The sequence below is a fragment of the Paraoerskovia sediminicola genome, assembly GCF_030296575.1.
Lineage (GTDB): Bacteria > Actinomycetota > Actinomycetes > Actinomycetales > Cellulomonadaceae > Paraoerskovia > Paraoerskovia sediminicola.
The window spans coordinates 2,724,487-2,738,955 of sequence record NZ_AP027729.1 but is presented as its reverse complement, the minus strand read 5'-3'; the positions used below and the strand labels follow the sequence as shown (position 1 = coordinate 2,738,955).

Below are 14,469 nucleotides of genomic sequence, written 5' to 3'. Positions count from 1 at the left end.
GGAGTACGACGTGACGCACAGCAACGGCGAGCTGCACCTCGGGATCCTGCTGTTCGACGGCGCCGAAGAGCTCGACGTCGTCGGCCCGTTCGAGGTGCTCGCCGCGTGGTCCGAGCTCTCGTCCCTCGCTCCGAGGGTGACCACCTTCTCCCCCGACGGTTCCGGGGTCCGCCTCGCCAAGGGGATGTGCGTCGTCCCGGACCGGTCGGCGGACGACGTCGGGCCGCTCCACGTCCTGGTCCACCCGGGTGGTGGCGGGACCAGGCGTCTCATGACCGATCCCGCACACCTCGCCTGGTTGCGCGAGGTGCGGGCGACGACCCCGCTCGTGACGAGCGTGTGCACGGGTTCGCTCGTCCTCGCCGCCGCCGGGCTGCTGGCCGGACGGCCCGCCACGACGCACCACCACCACTTCGACGACCTCGTCGCCGCCGACCCGAGCGTTCTCGTCGACACGATGGCCCGGTTCGTCGACGACGGCGACGTCGTCACGTCCGCGGGGGTGTCAGCCGGGATCGACATGGCCCTGCACCTCGTCTCCCGGCTCGAGGGCGACGCGACGGCGGCTGCGGTGCGCGCGGCGATCCAGTACGACTCGGTGCCGCCGGTCCCGCCGACCTGACGCCGGGCCGTCCCACCCCGTCCGCATATCCGATACTCAGGGTGTCGGGTAACCTGCCCGCATGACACGCCAGCTGCAGCTTGCCTACGCCTTCAAGCGACCACGGACCGCCGTCCCCGGGATGGCCATGCTCGACCCCTCCGTGACCGCGATGCGCGTACACCCTGGCGACCTCGACCTGTACATGCACGTGAACAACGGCGTCTACCTGCAGATGATGGACATCGCGCGCACGAACCTGCTCGCGGACCTCGGAGCGATCGGCGCCCTCGCGGAGAGGTCGTGGTACCCGGTGCTCGCCGCGTCGACCATGACCTACCGGCGCTCGCTCAAGCTCTGGGACCGGTTCGAGATCACCAGTCGCGTGCTCGGCTGGGACGCCCGGGTCGTCTACCTGGAGCAGGTCTTCACCCGCGGCGGGGAGCGGTGCGCCCGGGGCGTCGTCGCAGCCCGGTTCCTGTCCCGCTCGGGCGACCGGATCCCTGGCCACGACGTCGCGGCCGCGTTCGACCCGGACGCCGTCGCCCCCGGGCTGCCGGACGACGTCCGCGCGTGGGCGGACGCCGTCGGGGTCGCGCACCGGTCGTGAGACGCCGCAGGCCGTCCTGAGCCTGCGGGCGCGCTCACGCTCCTGCAGGCGCGCTCACGCTCTCGCGTGCAGTCTCAGGCTCCCGCGAGACGGCGCAGGAGCAGCGCCTCCGCGAGGACCACCTTCTCCAGCTCACCCAGGTGGACCGACTCGTCCGCGCCGTGCGCCAGCGAGTCCGGGTCCTCGACACCGGTGACGAGGATCGCGGCGTCGGGGAAGACCTCGAGCAGGTCGGCGATGAACGGGATCGAGCCACCGATCCCGATGTCGACCGGCGCCGTGCCCCAGGAAGCCTCGAACGCCCAGCGCGCGGCGCGCATCGCGGCGGAGTCCTCGGGCGCCGAGAACGGCTTGCCCAGGTCCCCGTCGACGACGGTCACCCGCGCACCGAACGGCGCGTTCGCCTCGAGGTGGGCGCGCAGGAGCTCTGCCGCCTGAGCCGGGTCCTGACCGGGCGCGATCCGCATCGACACCTTCGCCCGGGCCCGGGGCGCGATCGTGTTCGAGGCGCGGTCCACGGGCGTCGCGTCGATCCCGACGACCGCGATCGTCGGCTTGGCCCACAGGCGCCCCGCGATCGAGCCGCTCCCGGCGAGGCGCACCCCGTCCAGCAGCCCGGCGTCGGCGCGGAAGCTCGCCTCGTCGTAGTCCACCTCCGGCTCGGCGGCCTCGTGCAGCCCGGCCACGGCCACCTCCCCGTCCGCGTCGTGCAGCGTCGCCAGGAGCCGCGCGAGGAGCGTGTAGGCGTCGATCACCGGTCCGCCGAACATCCCGGAGTGGACCGCCTGGTGCAGCGCCTCGACCTCGACCGTGCAGTCGACGAGCCCGCGCAGCGAGGTCGTGAGCCCGGGGACGCCGACCTTCCAGTTCGCCGAGTCCGCGACCACGATCACGTCGGCCGCGAGCAGGTCCCGGTGCTCGGCGAGGAACGGTCCGAAGACCGGGGACCCGATCTCCTCCTCCCCTCCGAGAAGACCGTGACCCCGACGCCGAGCTCGTCGCCGAGCGCACGCAGCGCCCCGAGGTGCGCCACGAGGCCGGCCTTGTCGTCCGCCGCGCCGCGGCCGTAGAGGCGCCCGTCCCGCTCGACCGGCTCGAAGGGGTCGCTCGTCCAGTGCTCCGGGTCGCCGGGCGGCTGGACGTCGTGGTGCGCGTAGAGCAGGACGGTCGGTGCGCCCTCGGGCGCCGGGCGCCGGCCGACGACGGCGGGCCGGCTCGGTCTGCCGTCGTCGCCCGTCGAACGGAGCACGGAGACCTCAGGGAGACCCGCGCCGCGGAACAACGCCGCGACAGCCTCGGCGCTGCGCTCCATCTGCGCCTGGTCGAACTCGGCGTTCGAGACGCTCGGGATGCGCACCAGCGCCTCGAGGTCGGACCGGAGATCGGGGAACAGGCCCGCCACCCGGGAGCGCAACAGCTCGACGTCGGCGGGGCTCGGGACGTTCTGGTCGTGAGAGGTGCTCATCCTGGCAACGTTACCGGGCTGCCCGGCCGCGTACCGGGCGCACGACGCACTCGACTATCCTAAGACCGTGTTCTCTCGCAACAAGGACTCCGAGCCCGCCCAGGACGCGTCGGTCACCCCCGACGCCCCGGAGGTCGACCCCGTCGGCATCACGACGCCCGGCAAGGGTCGCGCCACCCCGCGCCGCAGCCAGGCGCAGGCCGCGAACCGGCGACCGCTCGTGCCGAACGACCGCAAGGCGGCGGCCAAGGACGCCCGGGCCAAGGCCCGCGAGGAACGGCTGAAGCAGCAGCAGGCGCTGCAGACGGGCGACGAGCGCAACCTGCCGGTCCGCGACAAGGGGCCGGTCAAGCGCTACGTGCGCGACTACGTGGACGCCCGGTTCAACCTCGGCGAGTACTTCCTCTTCGTCGCGTTCATCGCGCTCGGCCTCATGATCGTCACGTCGCAGATGCCGCAGCTCTCCGTCTGGGTGACGCTCGGCCTCTACGCCCTGGTGCTCGTCACGATCCTCGACGCCGTGCTGATGTGGCGGGCGCTCAAGCGCCGGCTGCAGGCGAAGTTCGGCGACGTGCCGAGCGGGACCATGATGTACGCGATCATGCGCGCGTTCCAGATCCGTCGCGCACGCCTGCCGAAGCCCACGCACAAGAAGCACGGCAGCTACCCCGAGTAGACGACCTCGCGGCGTCGTACCTCGAACCACGGCGCCGAGAGCTGCACGACCGGGCCGACCCCGAGGGCGAACGCCACGGTCGCCCAGCCGAGCGGGCCGCCGAGGGCCCAGCCGATCGCCACGACCGTCACCTCGATCGCCGTCTTGACCCTGCGCACGGGCCAACCCGTGCGACGGGTCAGACCGGTCATGAGCCCGTCACGCGGGCCGGGACCGAGGTGCACCCCGATGTACGCGGCGGTGGCGAGCCCGTTGAGCACGATCCCCGTGCACGCCATCAGTACGCCCGCCACGACGCCGGGGTCGGGGTCGATGCGGTCGAGCAGCGCCAGCATCGGGTCCACCGAGACACCGATCACGACGACGTTGGCGAGGGTGCCGATGCCGGGGTGCTCCCGCAGCGGGATCCAGAGAGCGAGCACCACGAGGCTCGCGAGCACCACGACGAGACCCAGCGGGAGGCCCGTGCGGAGCACGAGGCCCTGGTGCAGGACGTCCCACGGCATGGCGCCCTGACCGGCATGGATCAGCAGCGCCATCGACGCGGAGAACGCGAGCAGCCCGACGAGCAGCTGCGCTGCGCGTCGGACCGCGATCACCACCAGTGACCGGTGCGGTCCGGGGCGGTGTGGCTGGCCGGCGGCGTGCGCAGGCCGAGGCCGTCGTTGCGCACCACGACCGCGAGGCGGGTGAGCAGGGCGAGGAGGAGGACGAGGGTCAGGACGGCGAGAAGTGTGGTCATGCATCAATCATCGGGTCGATTGGCCTGTAGATCCATAGCCAATCGTGCGACAGTGGCCTGGTGACGCACATCACCACCCCGCTGCCCGAGGTCCACCGCCACCTCTCCGCCGCCGCCGCCCGCCGCCTGCTCGGCACCTGGCGGCGCTCCGGCCCTGTCCGCACGTCGAGCTACGCCGACCTCGCCGGAGCCATGCGCGCAGCGATCCTCAGCGGGACGCTCGCCGCCAACACGCGCCTGCCCAGCGAGCGCGAGCTGGCCGTCGAGCTCGGCGTCTCCCGGACCACCACCGCCGCCGCGTACCGAAAGCTCCGCGACCGAGGGTTCGCCGTCAGCCGGACGGGCGTCGGGACCATCACCGTCCTGCCCCGCCGCTCGGAACAACCGGTCCTGCCGCGCACCCACGGCGGCGACGCGCCGGTGGCGCACCCTCCGGCCCGGGAGGGCACCCGGCGGCTCGTCGGCCCCGGTGGCGTGGCCGTGCCGGACGACGCCGCCGTCATCGACCTGAGCCAGGCCGCGCCCGCCGCCCCGGCGGCGCTGCACGACGCGTACCGACGTGCCCTCGAGTCGCTCCCCGCCTACCTGGGCGGCATCGGCTACGAGCCCCGCGGCATCTACGCGCTGCGCAGCGCGATCGCCGAGCGGCTCACGGAGCGGGGCACGCGCACGGACCCCGACCAGATCCTCATCACCTCGGGCGCACAGCACGCGCTGACCACGATCGTGGCGGAGCTCACCGGCCGCGGCGACCGCGTGGGCGTGCAGTCGCCGACCTACGCCCACGCGATCGAGACGGTCCGAGGGTCCGGTGCCCGCGTCGTCGGCGTTCCCGTCGGGACCCCGGGCGGCGCCGGGGGCTCACCGTTCGACGTCGACCTCCTGGAGTCGACCGTCCGGCGCACGACGCCGCGCCTCGTCTACCTGGTGCCCGACCACCACAACCCCACGGGGTACTCCCTGACGGCGCAGGAGCGTGCGCAGGTACGGTCGATCGCCCGCCGGCACCACACCGTCGTCGTCGCGGACGAGACGCTGACCGACCTCACGCTCGACGGCCCGGAACCGACGCCCTTCGCCGGGGACGGCTCCGACACGACGAACGTGATCACCGTCGGCTCGGCGTCGAAGACCTTCTGGGGCGGGCTGCGGGTCGGGTGGGTCAGGGCCGACGTCGAGACGGTGCGCAGACTCGCTCGGCGCCGCGAGACGGTCGACATCGCGACCTCCGTCGTCGAGCAGCTCGTGGTCGTCGAGCTGCTCGCCGAGCGCGAGTCGATCCTCGCCACGCGACGCAGCCGGCTACGGTCCCAGCGCGACGCCCTCGTCGACGGGCTCCGTTCGGCGGTGCCCGAGTGGTCGGTCCCCCGCCCCGCGGGCGGGCTGTCGCTGTGGATCGCGCTCGGCGCCCCGGTCGCGAGGGACCTCTCCGTGGCGGCCGCAGAGCGGGGCGTGCTGGTGAACCCGGGCACCGCGCTCACCCCGGACGGGAGCCACGCGGACTACCTGCGGGCGACCTTCGCCCCCCGCGAGGACCTGCTCACCGAGGCCGTGCCCCGTCTGGCCGCTGCCTGGCGAGCCGTCGTCGACGGCTGACCGGTTCGGCAGGACCGGTCCTCTCAGACGGCGGGGATGTCCACGGGCGGCGCCGCACGCGTGCCGTCGTTGAGCAGCACGGCCGCCGCGATGCCGTCCGCGGCGAGCTCGCGCCAGTGCTCCCCGAGCCACTGCTCGGCGTCGTACTGCGACGTGAAGACCGGTCCCGGCGCCCCGCCGTGCCGGGTGCCGTCGGCGACCTCGAGCCGCCACTCCCACTGCGGCGCGGTCATCGTCCCACCCCGCTCGTGATGTCGCGGACGAGCGCCCGGTTGACCCGCGAGGCCCACAGGGCGCCTTCGTAGACGAACCCGGTGTAGCCCTGGACGAGATCGGCTCCCGCGGTGAGGTAGTCCCGCGCGTCCTGGGCCGTCGTGATGCCGCCGACCCCGATGATCGTGCGGTCCGGCCCCAGCCGTGACCGGAGCCGCGAGACGACCTCGCACCCGCGAGCGCGCAGCGGCGGACCGGAGAGGCCACCTGGACCCCGGTCGTGGTCGATCGTCGTGTTCACCGCGACGACGCCGTCGAGCCCGAGCTCGACCGCGAGGTCGGCCACGGCATCGACGTCCTCGTCGGCGAGGTCCGGGGCGATCTTCACCAGCAGCGGCACCCGCGCGGCGCGCTCGGCCCGGCAGGCGTCGTCCGCCGCCTCGCGCACCGCGGTCAGGACGGGGCGCAGGGCCTCCGCGGACTGCAGGTCGCGCAGGCCGGGCGTGTTGGGCGACGAGACGTTGACCACCAGGTAGTCGGCCAGCGGCGCCAGCAGTCCGGCCGACGTGGCGTAGTCGGCGGGAGCCTCCTCGACCGGCGTGACCTTCGACTTGCCGATGTTCACCCCGACCACGGCGGCGCGGCCCGCGGGCGTCGCCCGCAGGTCGGCGAGCCGGGCGGCGGCCGCCGCCGCCCCGGAGTTGTTGAAGCCCATGCGGTTGCGGACCGCGCGGACGTCGAGCTCCCGCCAGAGCCGCGGCGCCTCGTTGCCCGGCTGGGCGTGCGCCGTGACCGTGCCGATCTCGACGAAGGCGAAGCCGAGCGCCGTCAGGCCGCGCACGCCTCTCGCGTCCTTGTCGAACCCGCCCGCGAGTCCGAACGGCGCCGGGAACGTGCGCCCGAGCGCACGCACGCTGCCCGGTCCACCGAGGCCCTGCCCCAGGTAGGGGGCGAGAGCGCCCTGGACGACGTCCCGCACGACCGGGAGCGCGCCGAGCGCGCGGATCGCGGCGAACGCGCGCTCGTGCGCCACCTCGGGGTCCGCCCGCGTCAGGACGTGGCGGAACAGCAGGTCGTAGGGGCGGGTCACGAGGGCTCCTTCGGCGGGGACGTCTGAGACTGCGGCGATGGCTGCTGGGGCGGTCGAGTCGGGTGGGACGGGGAGGCGGGCGGCGTCGACGCCGACGAGGAGGTGGGCGGGGCAGACGCCGACGGGGAGGCAGGTGCCCCCGGGTCGGACGCTCCCTCCGCGGGCGCCGAGGCCTCGCTCGTGCCGGCCCCCTCCGACCGAGGCCGGGTGTGCCTCAGCCAGAGCAGACCGACGACCGGGAGCACGAGAGGGACGTACCCGTAGCCCGCCCCGAACCCGGACCAGACGGTCTCGTCGGGGAACGCCGCGGCGTCCGCGAACGACAGGACGCCCACGGTGACGACACCGACGAGCTCGACCCCGACCGCGATCCAGGCGACGGTGCGCCAGCGGCCGCGGCCGCGGGCGAGCGCCACGGTCGCCACGACGTAGACGAGCGCGGCGAAGGCGGACAGCAGGTAGGCGACCGGCGCCTCGTCGAACTTCTCGACGAGCTGATAGCCGGCCCGGGCTCCCGCGGCGAGCGCGAACACCCCGTACACCGCGACCAGCACCCTGCCGAAGCCGCGCCCGCTCGCGCCGTCGGTGCCGGCAGTGCCGGCACTGCTGGTATCCGTGCCGGCGTCAGTAGGGGTACCGGTACCGGCGTGCGCGTCGGTGCTCTCGCCTCGACCGGGTCGGGTGTCCATCAGGCCTCCCAGATCTGCCAGAGCCGGAGCTCGAGGAACGCGACGGTCAGCGCCGCCACGAGCAGGACGACCGAGCTCCACCGGGTGCGCTCGGCGAACGCCCACAGGGCTGCGACCGGGAGGATCAGCAGCGCGGTGAGCACGTATCCCCAGAACAGCAGCGGGTCCTGCGGTCCGCTCCCCGTCGCTGCGAGGACGCCGGCCACGACGGCCTGCACGACCACCACGGCCTCGATGACCGCGCCGCCCCAGAGCTGGCGCAGGACGACGGCCCGGTCCCGGACGACGAACCACCCCGACCACAGCGCCAGGAGGGCGCAGAGCACGACGGCGACGAGCAGGAGGGGCAGGACCACGCCCCGAGGGTACCGGGGTTAGCATCGATCCGTGGCTGACCTCACCCTGACATCACTCGCCCCCTCCGACGCCGAGGTCGACGCCCTCGTCGTCGGAACCGCCCCCACCTCCGACGGCGTCTCCGTCGTCGGAGCCGACCTTCCCGACGCCGTCGTCGCGGAGCTCGAGCGTCTCGCGGACCTCCTCGGTCTCGCGGGCAAGCCCGACGAGGTGCACAAGCTCCCGGCCGGTCCCGAGCTCGCCGCCGACATCCTGGTCCTGACCGGCCTCGGCGAGCGGTCCGCGGACGGGACGTTCCCGGTCGAGTCGCTGCGCCGCGCCGCCGGTGCGGCGGTGCGCGCGCTCGCCGGGTCGTCGACCGTGGCGATCGCCCTGCCGACCACGCAGGCCGTGGACGTGGCGGGTGTCGCCGAGGGCGCCCTCCTGGGCGCCTACGCGTACACGCGCTACCGCGTCCCGCCGGCTCCCGCGCCGGTCAAGGGCCGCAAGCCCGAGCCGCAGGACACCGCGGCGACCGCCTCGCCCGTCCCGGCACCCCCGGTGACCATCGAGGTCCTGACCGGGCTCGCCGACGACCCGGTGGCCGAGGCCGCCGCCGAGCGTGCAGCGATCCTCGCGGACGCGGTCCACGGTGCTCGCGACCTCATCAACGACGCACCGAACGACCTCTTCCCCGCCGCGTTCGCCGAGGCCGCGAAGCACGCGGTGAAGGGCACGGGCGCCAAGGTCACCGTGCTCGACGACAAGCAGCTCGCCGCCGGCGGGTACGGCGGACTCGTCGGCGTCGGTCAGGGCTCCGCCCGCGGGCCGCGCCTCGTGAAGATCGCCTACACCCCGGCGAAGCCGGCCTCCAAGGTCGCGCTCGTCGGCAAGGGCATCACCTTCGACTCTGGCGGCATCTCCATCAAGCCCGCACCCGGCATGGAGGCCATGAAGTCCGACATGTCCGGCGCCGCCGCGGTGCTCTACACCGTCGTCGCCGCGGCACGCCTGGGCCTCCCCGTCGCGGTCACCGGCTGGCTGTGCCTCGCCGAGAACATGCCGTCCGGCACGGCCCAGCGCCCGTCCGACGTCATCACGATCCGCGGCGGCAAGACCGTCGAGGTGCTCAACACGGACGCCGAGGGCCGGCTCGTCATGGCGGACGGCCTCGTCGCCGCGTGCGAGGAGGAGCCCGACGTCGTCCTCGACATCGCGACCCTCACGGGTGCGCAGATGGTCGCTCTCGGTCGCCGCGTCTCCGGCGTCATGGGCGACGAGGCGGTGCGTACGGAGGTGACGGACGCCGCCGAGGCGACCGGCGAGCTCTTCTGGGCGATGCCGCTCCCCGAGGAGCTGCGCGCGACCCTCAAGTCCAAGGTCGCCGACCTGGCGAACATCGGCGAGCGCTTCGGCGGGATGCTCGCCGCCGGCGTGTTCCTCAAGGAGTTCGTCGGGGATACGCCGTGGGCCCACCTCGACATCGCCGGACCCGCCTACAACGAGAAGGGCGCCCACGGCTACACGCCGGTCGGCGGCACCGGGGTCGGCGTCCGCACGCTCCTCGGTCTGCTCGAGGCGCGCGGCGAGGCCTGACCGGACACGCTGCCCCGACCGGGGCCGAGTCCGTCGGACGGCGGCCGGGACCTCCCGGCCGCCGTCCGACGTCGTCCGTGGGTCCGGCAGGTCGCCGACGGTGCGGTGCGGCAGCCGGTCACCGGCGTCGCTGCGCCGAGTTCCAGTCGCGGAACCGCTGGGGGTATCCCGTGAAGCGGACGTCGTAGACCGGGATCTGCAGGTCGTGCGCGACCTTGTGCGCGGTCGCCTCGTCCGGCACGCGACGGCGCGTCCACTCCCCTGTCGTCGCGATCAGCAGCATCGTCGTCGAGGTGTCGTGCGTCGCATCCTCGACGTACGCCTCGACGCCGACCCTGGTCCGCACGAACTCGGCGAGGTGAGCGATCGTGGCGCGGCGCTTGTCGTCACCGGCGCCCGCCGCGGGTGCCATCGACCGGCCGCGGGAGAAGAAGCGGGAGAACCTGGCCATCGCGCAAATATATGCGCCGGCCGCCCTCGTCCACACCAGGGTGTTCCGGACGTCACACCGCCACGCCCCCGCTACGGATTTGCCGGGCGCCCCTGGAGTGCCAAGATGGCACGTGGACCAGCACGCACGCACCGAGGAGATGTTCGTGGCCGAACCCGGGACCTCGTTCGACGTCCTCGTGCTCGGCGGCGGCAGCGGTGGGTACGCGACGGCGCTGCGTGCGGCCCAGCTGGGTCTCACCGTGGCCGTGGTCGAGGCCGACCGGCTCGGGGGGACGTGCCTGCACCAGGGATGCATCCCGACCAAGGCCCTGCTCCACGCGGCCGAGGTCGCCGAGAGCGCCCGTGACAGCGAGCGGTTCGGCGTACGGGCGACGTTCGACGGCATCGACATGGCCGGCGTCAACGCCTACAAGGACGGTGTCGTCTCGGGTCTGTACAAGGGCCTGCAGGGGCTCGTCCGCTCCCGCAAGGTCACGATCGTCGAGGGCTACGGCCGGCTCGTCGGTCCGGACGCGATCGAGGTCGACGGGGTCCGGTACACGGGGACCCACGTCGTGCTCGCGACCGGGTCCGAGCCCCGCACGCTCCCCGGTCTCGAGATCGGCGGCCGCGTCCTCACCTCCGACCAGGCCCTGCGCCTCGACCACGTACCGGGTTCGGCGATCGTCCTCGGTGGCGGCGTCATCGGTGTCGAGTTCGCCAGCATCTGGGCCTCCTTCGGCGTGGACGTCACCGTCGTCGAGGCGCTGCCGCACCTCGTGCCGGCCGAGGACGCGTCGGTCTCGAAGGCGATGGAACGAGCGTTCCGCAAGCGCAAGATCTCCCTCTCGCTCGGCGACCGCTTCTCCGCGGTCACCCAGGACGACGACGGCGTGCACGTCACGCTCGAGTCGGGCGCGACCCTCCACGCGGACCTCCTGCTGGTCGCGGTGGGTCGCGGGCCCCGGACGGCGGGGCTCGGCCTCGAGGAGCAAGGCGTCACCCTCGACCGAGGGTTCGTGACCGTCGACGAGAACCTGCGGACCGGCGTCGGGAACGTCTACGCGACCGGTGACATCGTGCCCGGCCTGCAGCTCGCGCACCGCGGGTTCGCCCAGGGGATCTTCGTCGCCGAGCACATCGCCGGCCTGTCCCCCACCAGCATCGACGAGACGACGATCCCTCGCGTCACCTACAGCGACCCCGAGGTCGCCTCGGTGGGCGTGACCGAGGAGGCGGCGCGGACGTCGTTCGGCGACGACGCCGTCGAGACCGTCGAGTACAACCTCGCCGGCAACGGCAAGTCCAAGATCCTCGGCACCACCGGCTTCGTGAAGCTGGTGCGCCGCAAGGACGGCCCGGTGGTCGGCGTCCACATGGTCGGTGCTCGCGTCGGCGAGCTCATCGGCGAAGGACAGCTCATCGTCGGGTGGGAGGCATATCCTGAGGACGTGTCGACCCACGTACATGCTCACCCCACGCAGAACGAAGCCTTGGGAGAGGCCTTCCTGGCACTAGCCGGCAAGCCTCTGCACGCCCACGACTGACCCCTACGATCGAAGGAGACCCGCGCGGTCATGGCAGACAACGTGCAGATGCCGGCACTCGGCGAGAGCGTCACCGAAGGAACCGTCACCCGCTGGCTGAAGAACGTCGGCGACAGCGTGGAGGTCGACGAGCCCCTGCTCGAGGTGTCGACCGACAAGGTCGACACCGAGATCCCGTCGCCGTTCGCCGGCGTGCTGGAGAAGATCCTGGTCGAGGAGGACGAGACGGTGGACGTCGGCACCGACGTCGCCGTGATCGGCGACGGCTCCGGCGGCGGGTCCAGCGACGACTCGGGCGAGAGCTCGACGGACGACGCCCCGGCCGAGGAGGAACCCGCCAAGGACGAGGCGCCCGCGGAGGAGCCGGCCGAGGAGGAGGCACCTGCCGAGGAGAAGTCCTCCGAGCAGTCCGGCGACTCGGGCGACTCGGGCGACTCGGGCGACGGCGAGGAGATCACCCTCCCGGCGCTCGGCGAGAGCGTCACCGAGGGCACGGTCACCCGCTGGCTGAAGTCCGTGGGCGACACGGTCGAGGTCGACGAGCCGCTGCTCGAGGTCTCGACCGACAAGGTCGACACGGAGGTGCCGTCGCCCGTCGCCGGGACCGTCCAGAAGATCCTGGTCGAGGAGGACGAGACGGTCGACGTCGGCACCGTCGTCGCGATCGTCGGTTCCGGAGCGGCCCCCGAGCAGAAGTCCGAGGCCCCCGAGGAGGAGCCGAAGGACGAGAAGCAGGCTCCCCCAAGGAAGAGCCCAAGGAAGAGCCCAAGGACGAGCCGAAGGCCGAGGCCCCCGAGGAGAAGAAGGCCGAGCCCGCGAAGGAGCAGCCGAAGGCCCAGTCCGGTGGCTCGTACCTGACCCCGCTGGTCCGCAAGCTCGCCGCGGAGAAGGGCGTCGACGTCGCCGACATCACCGGCACCGGCGTCGGTGGCCGTGTCCGCAAGGAGGATGTGCTCGAGGCCGCCCGCAAGGCGGAGGAGGCGAAGGCCGCTCCCGAGCCGGCAGCAGCCCCGGCTCCGGCCGCGTCGTCCGGCGGTGGCGCGAAGGCGCCGTCCATCCCCGAGGTCTCCCCGCTGCGCGGCACGACCGAGAAGATGTCGCGGCTGCGCAAGGTCGTCGCCAGCCGCATGGTCGAGGCGCTCCAGACGCAGGCCCAGCTCACGACCGTGGTCGAGGTCGACGTCACCCGCGTCGCTCGCCTGCGGGCCCGCGCCAAGGCCGACTTCAAGGCGCGCGAGGGCGTGAACCTCACGTTCCTGCCGTTCTTCGCGCTGGCCGCCGCTGAGGCGCTGAAGGCGTACCCGAAGATCAACGCGAGCATCGAGGGCGACCAGGTCGTCTACCACGGCCAGGAGAACATCGGCATCGCGGTCGACACCCCGCGAGGCCTCCTGGTCCCGGTGATCCGCGACGCGGGCGACCTGAACCTCGCCGGCATCTCGCGCAAGATCGTCGACCTCGCGACCCGCACGCGGGACAACAAGGTCGGTCCGGACGAGCTCGGTGGCGCGACCTTCACGATCACGAACACCGGCTCGGGTGGCGCACTCATCGACACGCCCATCGTCCCCGGTGGACAGGTCGCGATCCTCGGGACCGGCACGATCGTCAAGCGGCCCGTCGTGGTCACCGACGCGGACGGCGGCGAGAACATCGCCGTGCGCTCGATGTGCTACATCTTCCTGTCCTACGACCACCGCCTCGTGGACGGGGCGGACGCCGCCCGGTTCCTCGCCGTGGTCAAGAAGCGGATCGAAGAGGGCGCGTTCGAGGACCAGGTCGGTCTCTGATCTGACGCGACCGGTCGGACGCACCGACCGCACGCATGATGCCCGCCCTGCCGCGATCCGCGGCCGGGCGGGCATCGTCGTTCCCGGGCGACCGATGCGCACAACCAGTGCGAGCACCCGCGCCGCCACCTACCGTGACCTCATGGATGTCGTCGTCGCCGGGTCGCACGGACTGCTCGGGAACGCCCTGCTCGAAGCGTTGCGCGCACGGGGAGACCGGGTTCGCCGGCTCGTGCGGCGTCAACCCCAGACCGATTCCGAACGGCAGTGGGACCCTGCCTCCGGCGACCTCGATCCGCGACACCTCGACGGTGCCCACGCCGTGGTCAACCTCGGCGGCGCCGGGGTCGGCGACCACCTGTGGACCGCCGGCTACAAGCGCACGGTCCTCGAGTCCCGGACGGGCCCGACCTCGCTCATCGCCGAGACGCTGAACAGCATGTCCGAGCCGCCGCCGGTGTGGCTGCAGGCCTCAGCCGTGGGCTACTACGGCGACCGGGGCGACACCGTCCTGACAGAGGACGCGGGCCCCGGCGACGGGTTCCTCGCGGGCGTCTGCGAGCGGTGGGAGGCAGCGACCTCGCCCGCCGAGCAGAAGGTCAGGGTCGTGAACCTTCGGACGGGCATCGTCCTGTCCCCGGAGGGCGGCGCCCTGGCCCGTCTCCTGCCGCTCGTGCGGCTCGGTGTGGCTGGGCCGCTCGGCGACGGCCGTCAGTTCTGGCCCTGGATCACTCTCGCAGACGTGGTCGACGCGATGCTCCACCTGCTCGACTCGGACGTCTCTGGCCCGGTGAACATGACGGCGCCCGAGCCCGTGCGCAACCGCGAGCTCACGTCCGCGCTCGCCGAGGGGTTCCACCGCCCCGCGGTCCTGCCGGTCCCGGAGCTCGCCCTGCGGGTGGCCCTCGGCGAGTTCGGCGGGACCCTGACGGACTCCCAGCGTGCCGTCCCCCGGGCGCTGCTCGCCGACGGTTTCACGTTCACCCATCCCAGCGTGTCGGACGCCGTCGCCTGGCTCGTCTGACCCCCGCTCCGTCCTGAGCCGGTCCGGCCACGCCACGGAGGCCCTGCCGAGACACCGCTCGC

General features: G+C 73.1%; 14 protein-coding genes and 2 pseudogenes. 8 read left to right on the top strand and 8 right to left on the bottom strand.

Annotation, left to right across the window (positions count from 1 at the left end; genetic code table 11):
* The first annotated feature begins 10 nt into the window (after nt 1–10).
* Both QUE47_RS12675 and QUE47_RS12670 read left to right on the top strand, forming a co-directional pair.
* On the top strand, nt 11–622 hold the full coding sequence (locus QUE47_RS12675) for a DJ-1/PfpI family protein (RefSeq protein WP_286217585.1): 612 nt from the start codon (nt 11–13) through the stop codon (nt 620–622).
* 61 nt (nt 623–683) lie between these two features.
* On the top strand, nt 684–1,211 hold the full coding sequence (locus QUE47_RS12670; protein ID WP_286217584.1) for an acyl-CoA thioesterase: 528 nt from the start codon (nt 684–686) through the stop codon (nt 1,209–1,211).
* A 74-nt stretch (nt 1,212–1,285) separates the two neighbouring features.
* On the opposite strand, the pseudogene QUE47_RS12665 reads toward QUE47_RS12670, so the two are convergent.
* A pseudogene (locus QUE47_RS12665) lies at nt 1,286–2,676 on the bottom strand (dipeptidase).
* A 67-nt stretch (nt 2,677–2,743) separates the two neighbouring features.
* Here QUE47_RS12665 and QUE47_RS12660 point away from each other — a divergent pair.
* A complete protein-coding gene (locus QUE47_RS12660) occupies nt 2,744–3,352 on the top strand; it encodes a DUF3043 domain-containing protein (protein ID WP_286217583.1) in 609 nt (202 codons plus the stop codon).
* Here the strand turns inward: QUE47_RS12660 and yczE are convergent.
* Nucleotides 3,340–3,954: a membrane protein YczE gene (gene yczE, locus QUE47_RS12655; protein ID WP_286217582.1), complete on the bottom strand. Its 615-nt coding sequence runs from the start codon at nt 3,952–3,954 to the stop codon at nt 3,340–3,342. The genes QUE47_RS12660 and yczE overlap by 13 nt on opposite strands.
* Entirely contained in the window at nt 3,948–4,094 is a 147-nt protein-coding gene (locus QUE47_RS12650; RefSeq protein ID WP_286217581.1) for a hypothetical protein, read from the bottom strand. Before QUE47_RS12650 ends, yczE begins: the two co-directional genes overlap by 7 nt.
* A 60-nt stretch (nt 4,095–4,154) precedes the next feature.
* On the opposite strand from QUE47_RS12650, the gene yczR reads away from it, so the two are divergent.
* Nucleotides 4,155–5,690 (top strand): MocR-like transcription factor YczR, encoded by a 1,536-nt coding sequence (gene yczR, locus QUE47_RS12645; RefSeq protein ID WP_286217580.1) that lies wholly within the window; start codon nt 4,155–4,157, stop codon nt 5,688–5,690.
* 23 nt (nt 5,691–5,713) lie between these two features.
* Here yczR and QUE47_RS12640 read toward each other — a convergent pair whose 3' ends face one another.
* From QUE47_RS12640 to QUE47_RS12625, 4 genes are read right to left on the bottom strand one after another with little or no spacing between them, the layout of a single operon-like run.
* A complete protein-coding gene (locus QUE47_RS12640; RefSeq protein WP_286217579.1) occupies nt 5,714–5,923 on the bottom strand; it encodes a hypothetical protein in 210 nt (69 codons plus the stop codon).
* Nucleotides 5,920–6,993, bottom strand: a complete 1,074-nt coding sequence (locus tag QUE47_RS12635) for a quinone-dependent dihydroorotate dehydrogenase (protein ID WP_286217578.1) — start codon at nt 6,991–6,993, stop codon at nt 5,920–5,922. The genes QUE47_RS12640 and QUE47_RS12635 overlap by 4 nt, the downstream gene beginning before the upstream one ends.
* A complete protein-coding gene (locus tag QUE47_RS17280) occupies nt 6,990–7,682 on the bottom strand; it encodes a hypothetical protein (RefSeq protein ID WP_434019684.1) in 693 nt (230 codons plus the stop codon). The genes QUE47_RS12635 and QUE47_RS17280 overlap by 4 nt, the downstream gene beginning before the upstream one ends.
* Complete coding sequence (locus QUE47_RS12625; protein ID WP_286217577.1) at nt 7,682–8,038, bottom strand: hypothetical protein; 357 nt, start codon at nt 8,036–8,038, stop codon at nt 7,682–7,684. Before QUE47_RS12625 ends, QUE47_RS17280 begins: the two co-directional genes overlap by 1 nt.
* A gap of 31 nt (nt 8,039–8,069) precedes the next feature.
* Here QUE47_RS12625 and QUE47_RS12620 point away from each other — a divergent pair, with 31 nt between their 5' ends.
* Nucleotides 8,070–9,614, top strand: coding sequence for a leucyl aminopeptidase (locus QUE47_RS12620; protein WP_286217576.1), 1,545 nt, complete (start codon nt 8,070–8,072; stop codon nt 9,612–9,614).
* 118 nt (nt 9,615–9,732) lie between these two features.
* On the opposite strand, the gene QUE47_RS12615 is transcribed toward QUE47_RS12620, so the two are convergent.
* Nucleotides 9,733–10,065 carry an oxidoreductase gene (locus QUE47_RS12615; protein ID WP_286217575.1) on the bottom strand — a complete coding sequence of 111 codons (333 nt, stop codon included), beginning with the start codon at nt 10,063–10,065 and terminating at the stop codon, nt 9,733–9,735.
* 145 nt (nt 10,066–10,210) lie between these two features.
* Between QUE47_RS12615 and lpdA the strand changes: the two genes are divergently transcribed.
* The 3 genes and pseudogenes from lpdA to QUE47_RS12600 all read left to right on the top strand — a co-directional run bounded on the left by lpdA (nt 10,211) and on the right by QUE47_RS12600 (nt 14,407).
* Nucleotides 10,211–11,593: a dihydrolipoyl dehydrogenase gene (gene lpdA / locus QUE47_RS12610; protein ID WP_286219498.1), complete on the top strand. Its 1,383-nt coding sequence runs from the start codon at nt 10,211–10,213 to the stop codon at nt 11,591–11,593.
* A 30-nt stretch (nt 11,594–11,623) separates the two neighbouring features.
* A pseudogene (sucB, locus tag QUE47_RS12605) lies at nt 11,624–13,383 on the top strand (2-oxoglutarate dehydrogenase, E2 component, dihydrolipoamide succinyltransferase).
* A 142-nt stretch (nt 13,384–13,525) separates the two neighbouring features.
* Nucleotides 13,526–14,407 (top strand): TIGR01777 family oxidoreductase, encoded by an 882-nt coding sequence (locus QUE47_RS12600; protein WP_286217574.1) that lies wholly within the window; start codon nt 13,526–13,528, stop codon nt 14,405–14,407.
* The last annotated feature ends 62 nt before the right edge of the window (nt 14,408–14,469 follow it).

Bases quoted from the DNA above. Each gene is read 5' to 3' on its own strand.
- QUE47_RS12670 (WP_286217584.1), top strand. From the start codon at position 684: ATGACACGCCAGCTGCAGCTTGCCTACGCCTTCAAGCGACCACGGACC.
- QUE47_RS12650 (WP_286217581.1), bottom strand. From the start codon at position 4,094: ATGACCACACTTCTCGCCGTCCTGACCCTCGTCCTCCTCCTCGCCCTG.
- QUE47_RS12640 (WP_286217579.1), bottom strand. From the start codon at position 5,923: ATGACCGCGCCGCAGTGGGAGTGGCGGCTCGAGGTCGCCGACGGCACC.
- QUE47_RS17280 (WP_434019684.1), bottom strand. From the start codon at position 7,682: ATGGACACCCGACCCGGTCGAGGCGAGAGCACCGACGCGCACGCCGGT.
- QUE47_RS12615 (WP_286217575.1), bottom strand. From the start codon at position 10,065: ATGGCCAGGTTCTCCCGCTTCTTCTCCCGCGGCCGGTCGATGGCACCC.
- QUE47_RS12600 (WP_286217574.1), top strand. From the start codon at position 13,526: ATGGATGTCGTCGTCGCCGGGTCGCACGGACTGCTCGGGAACGCCCTG.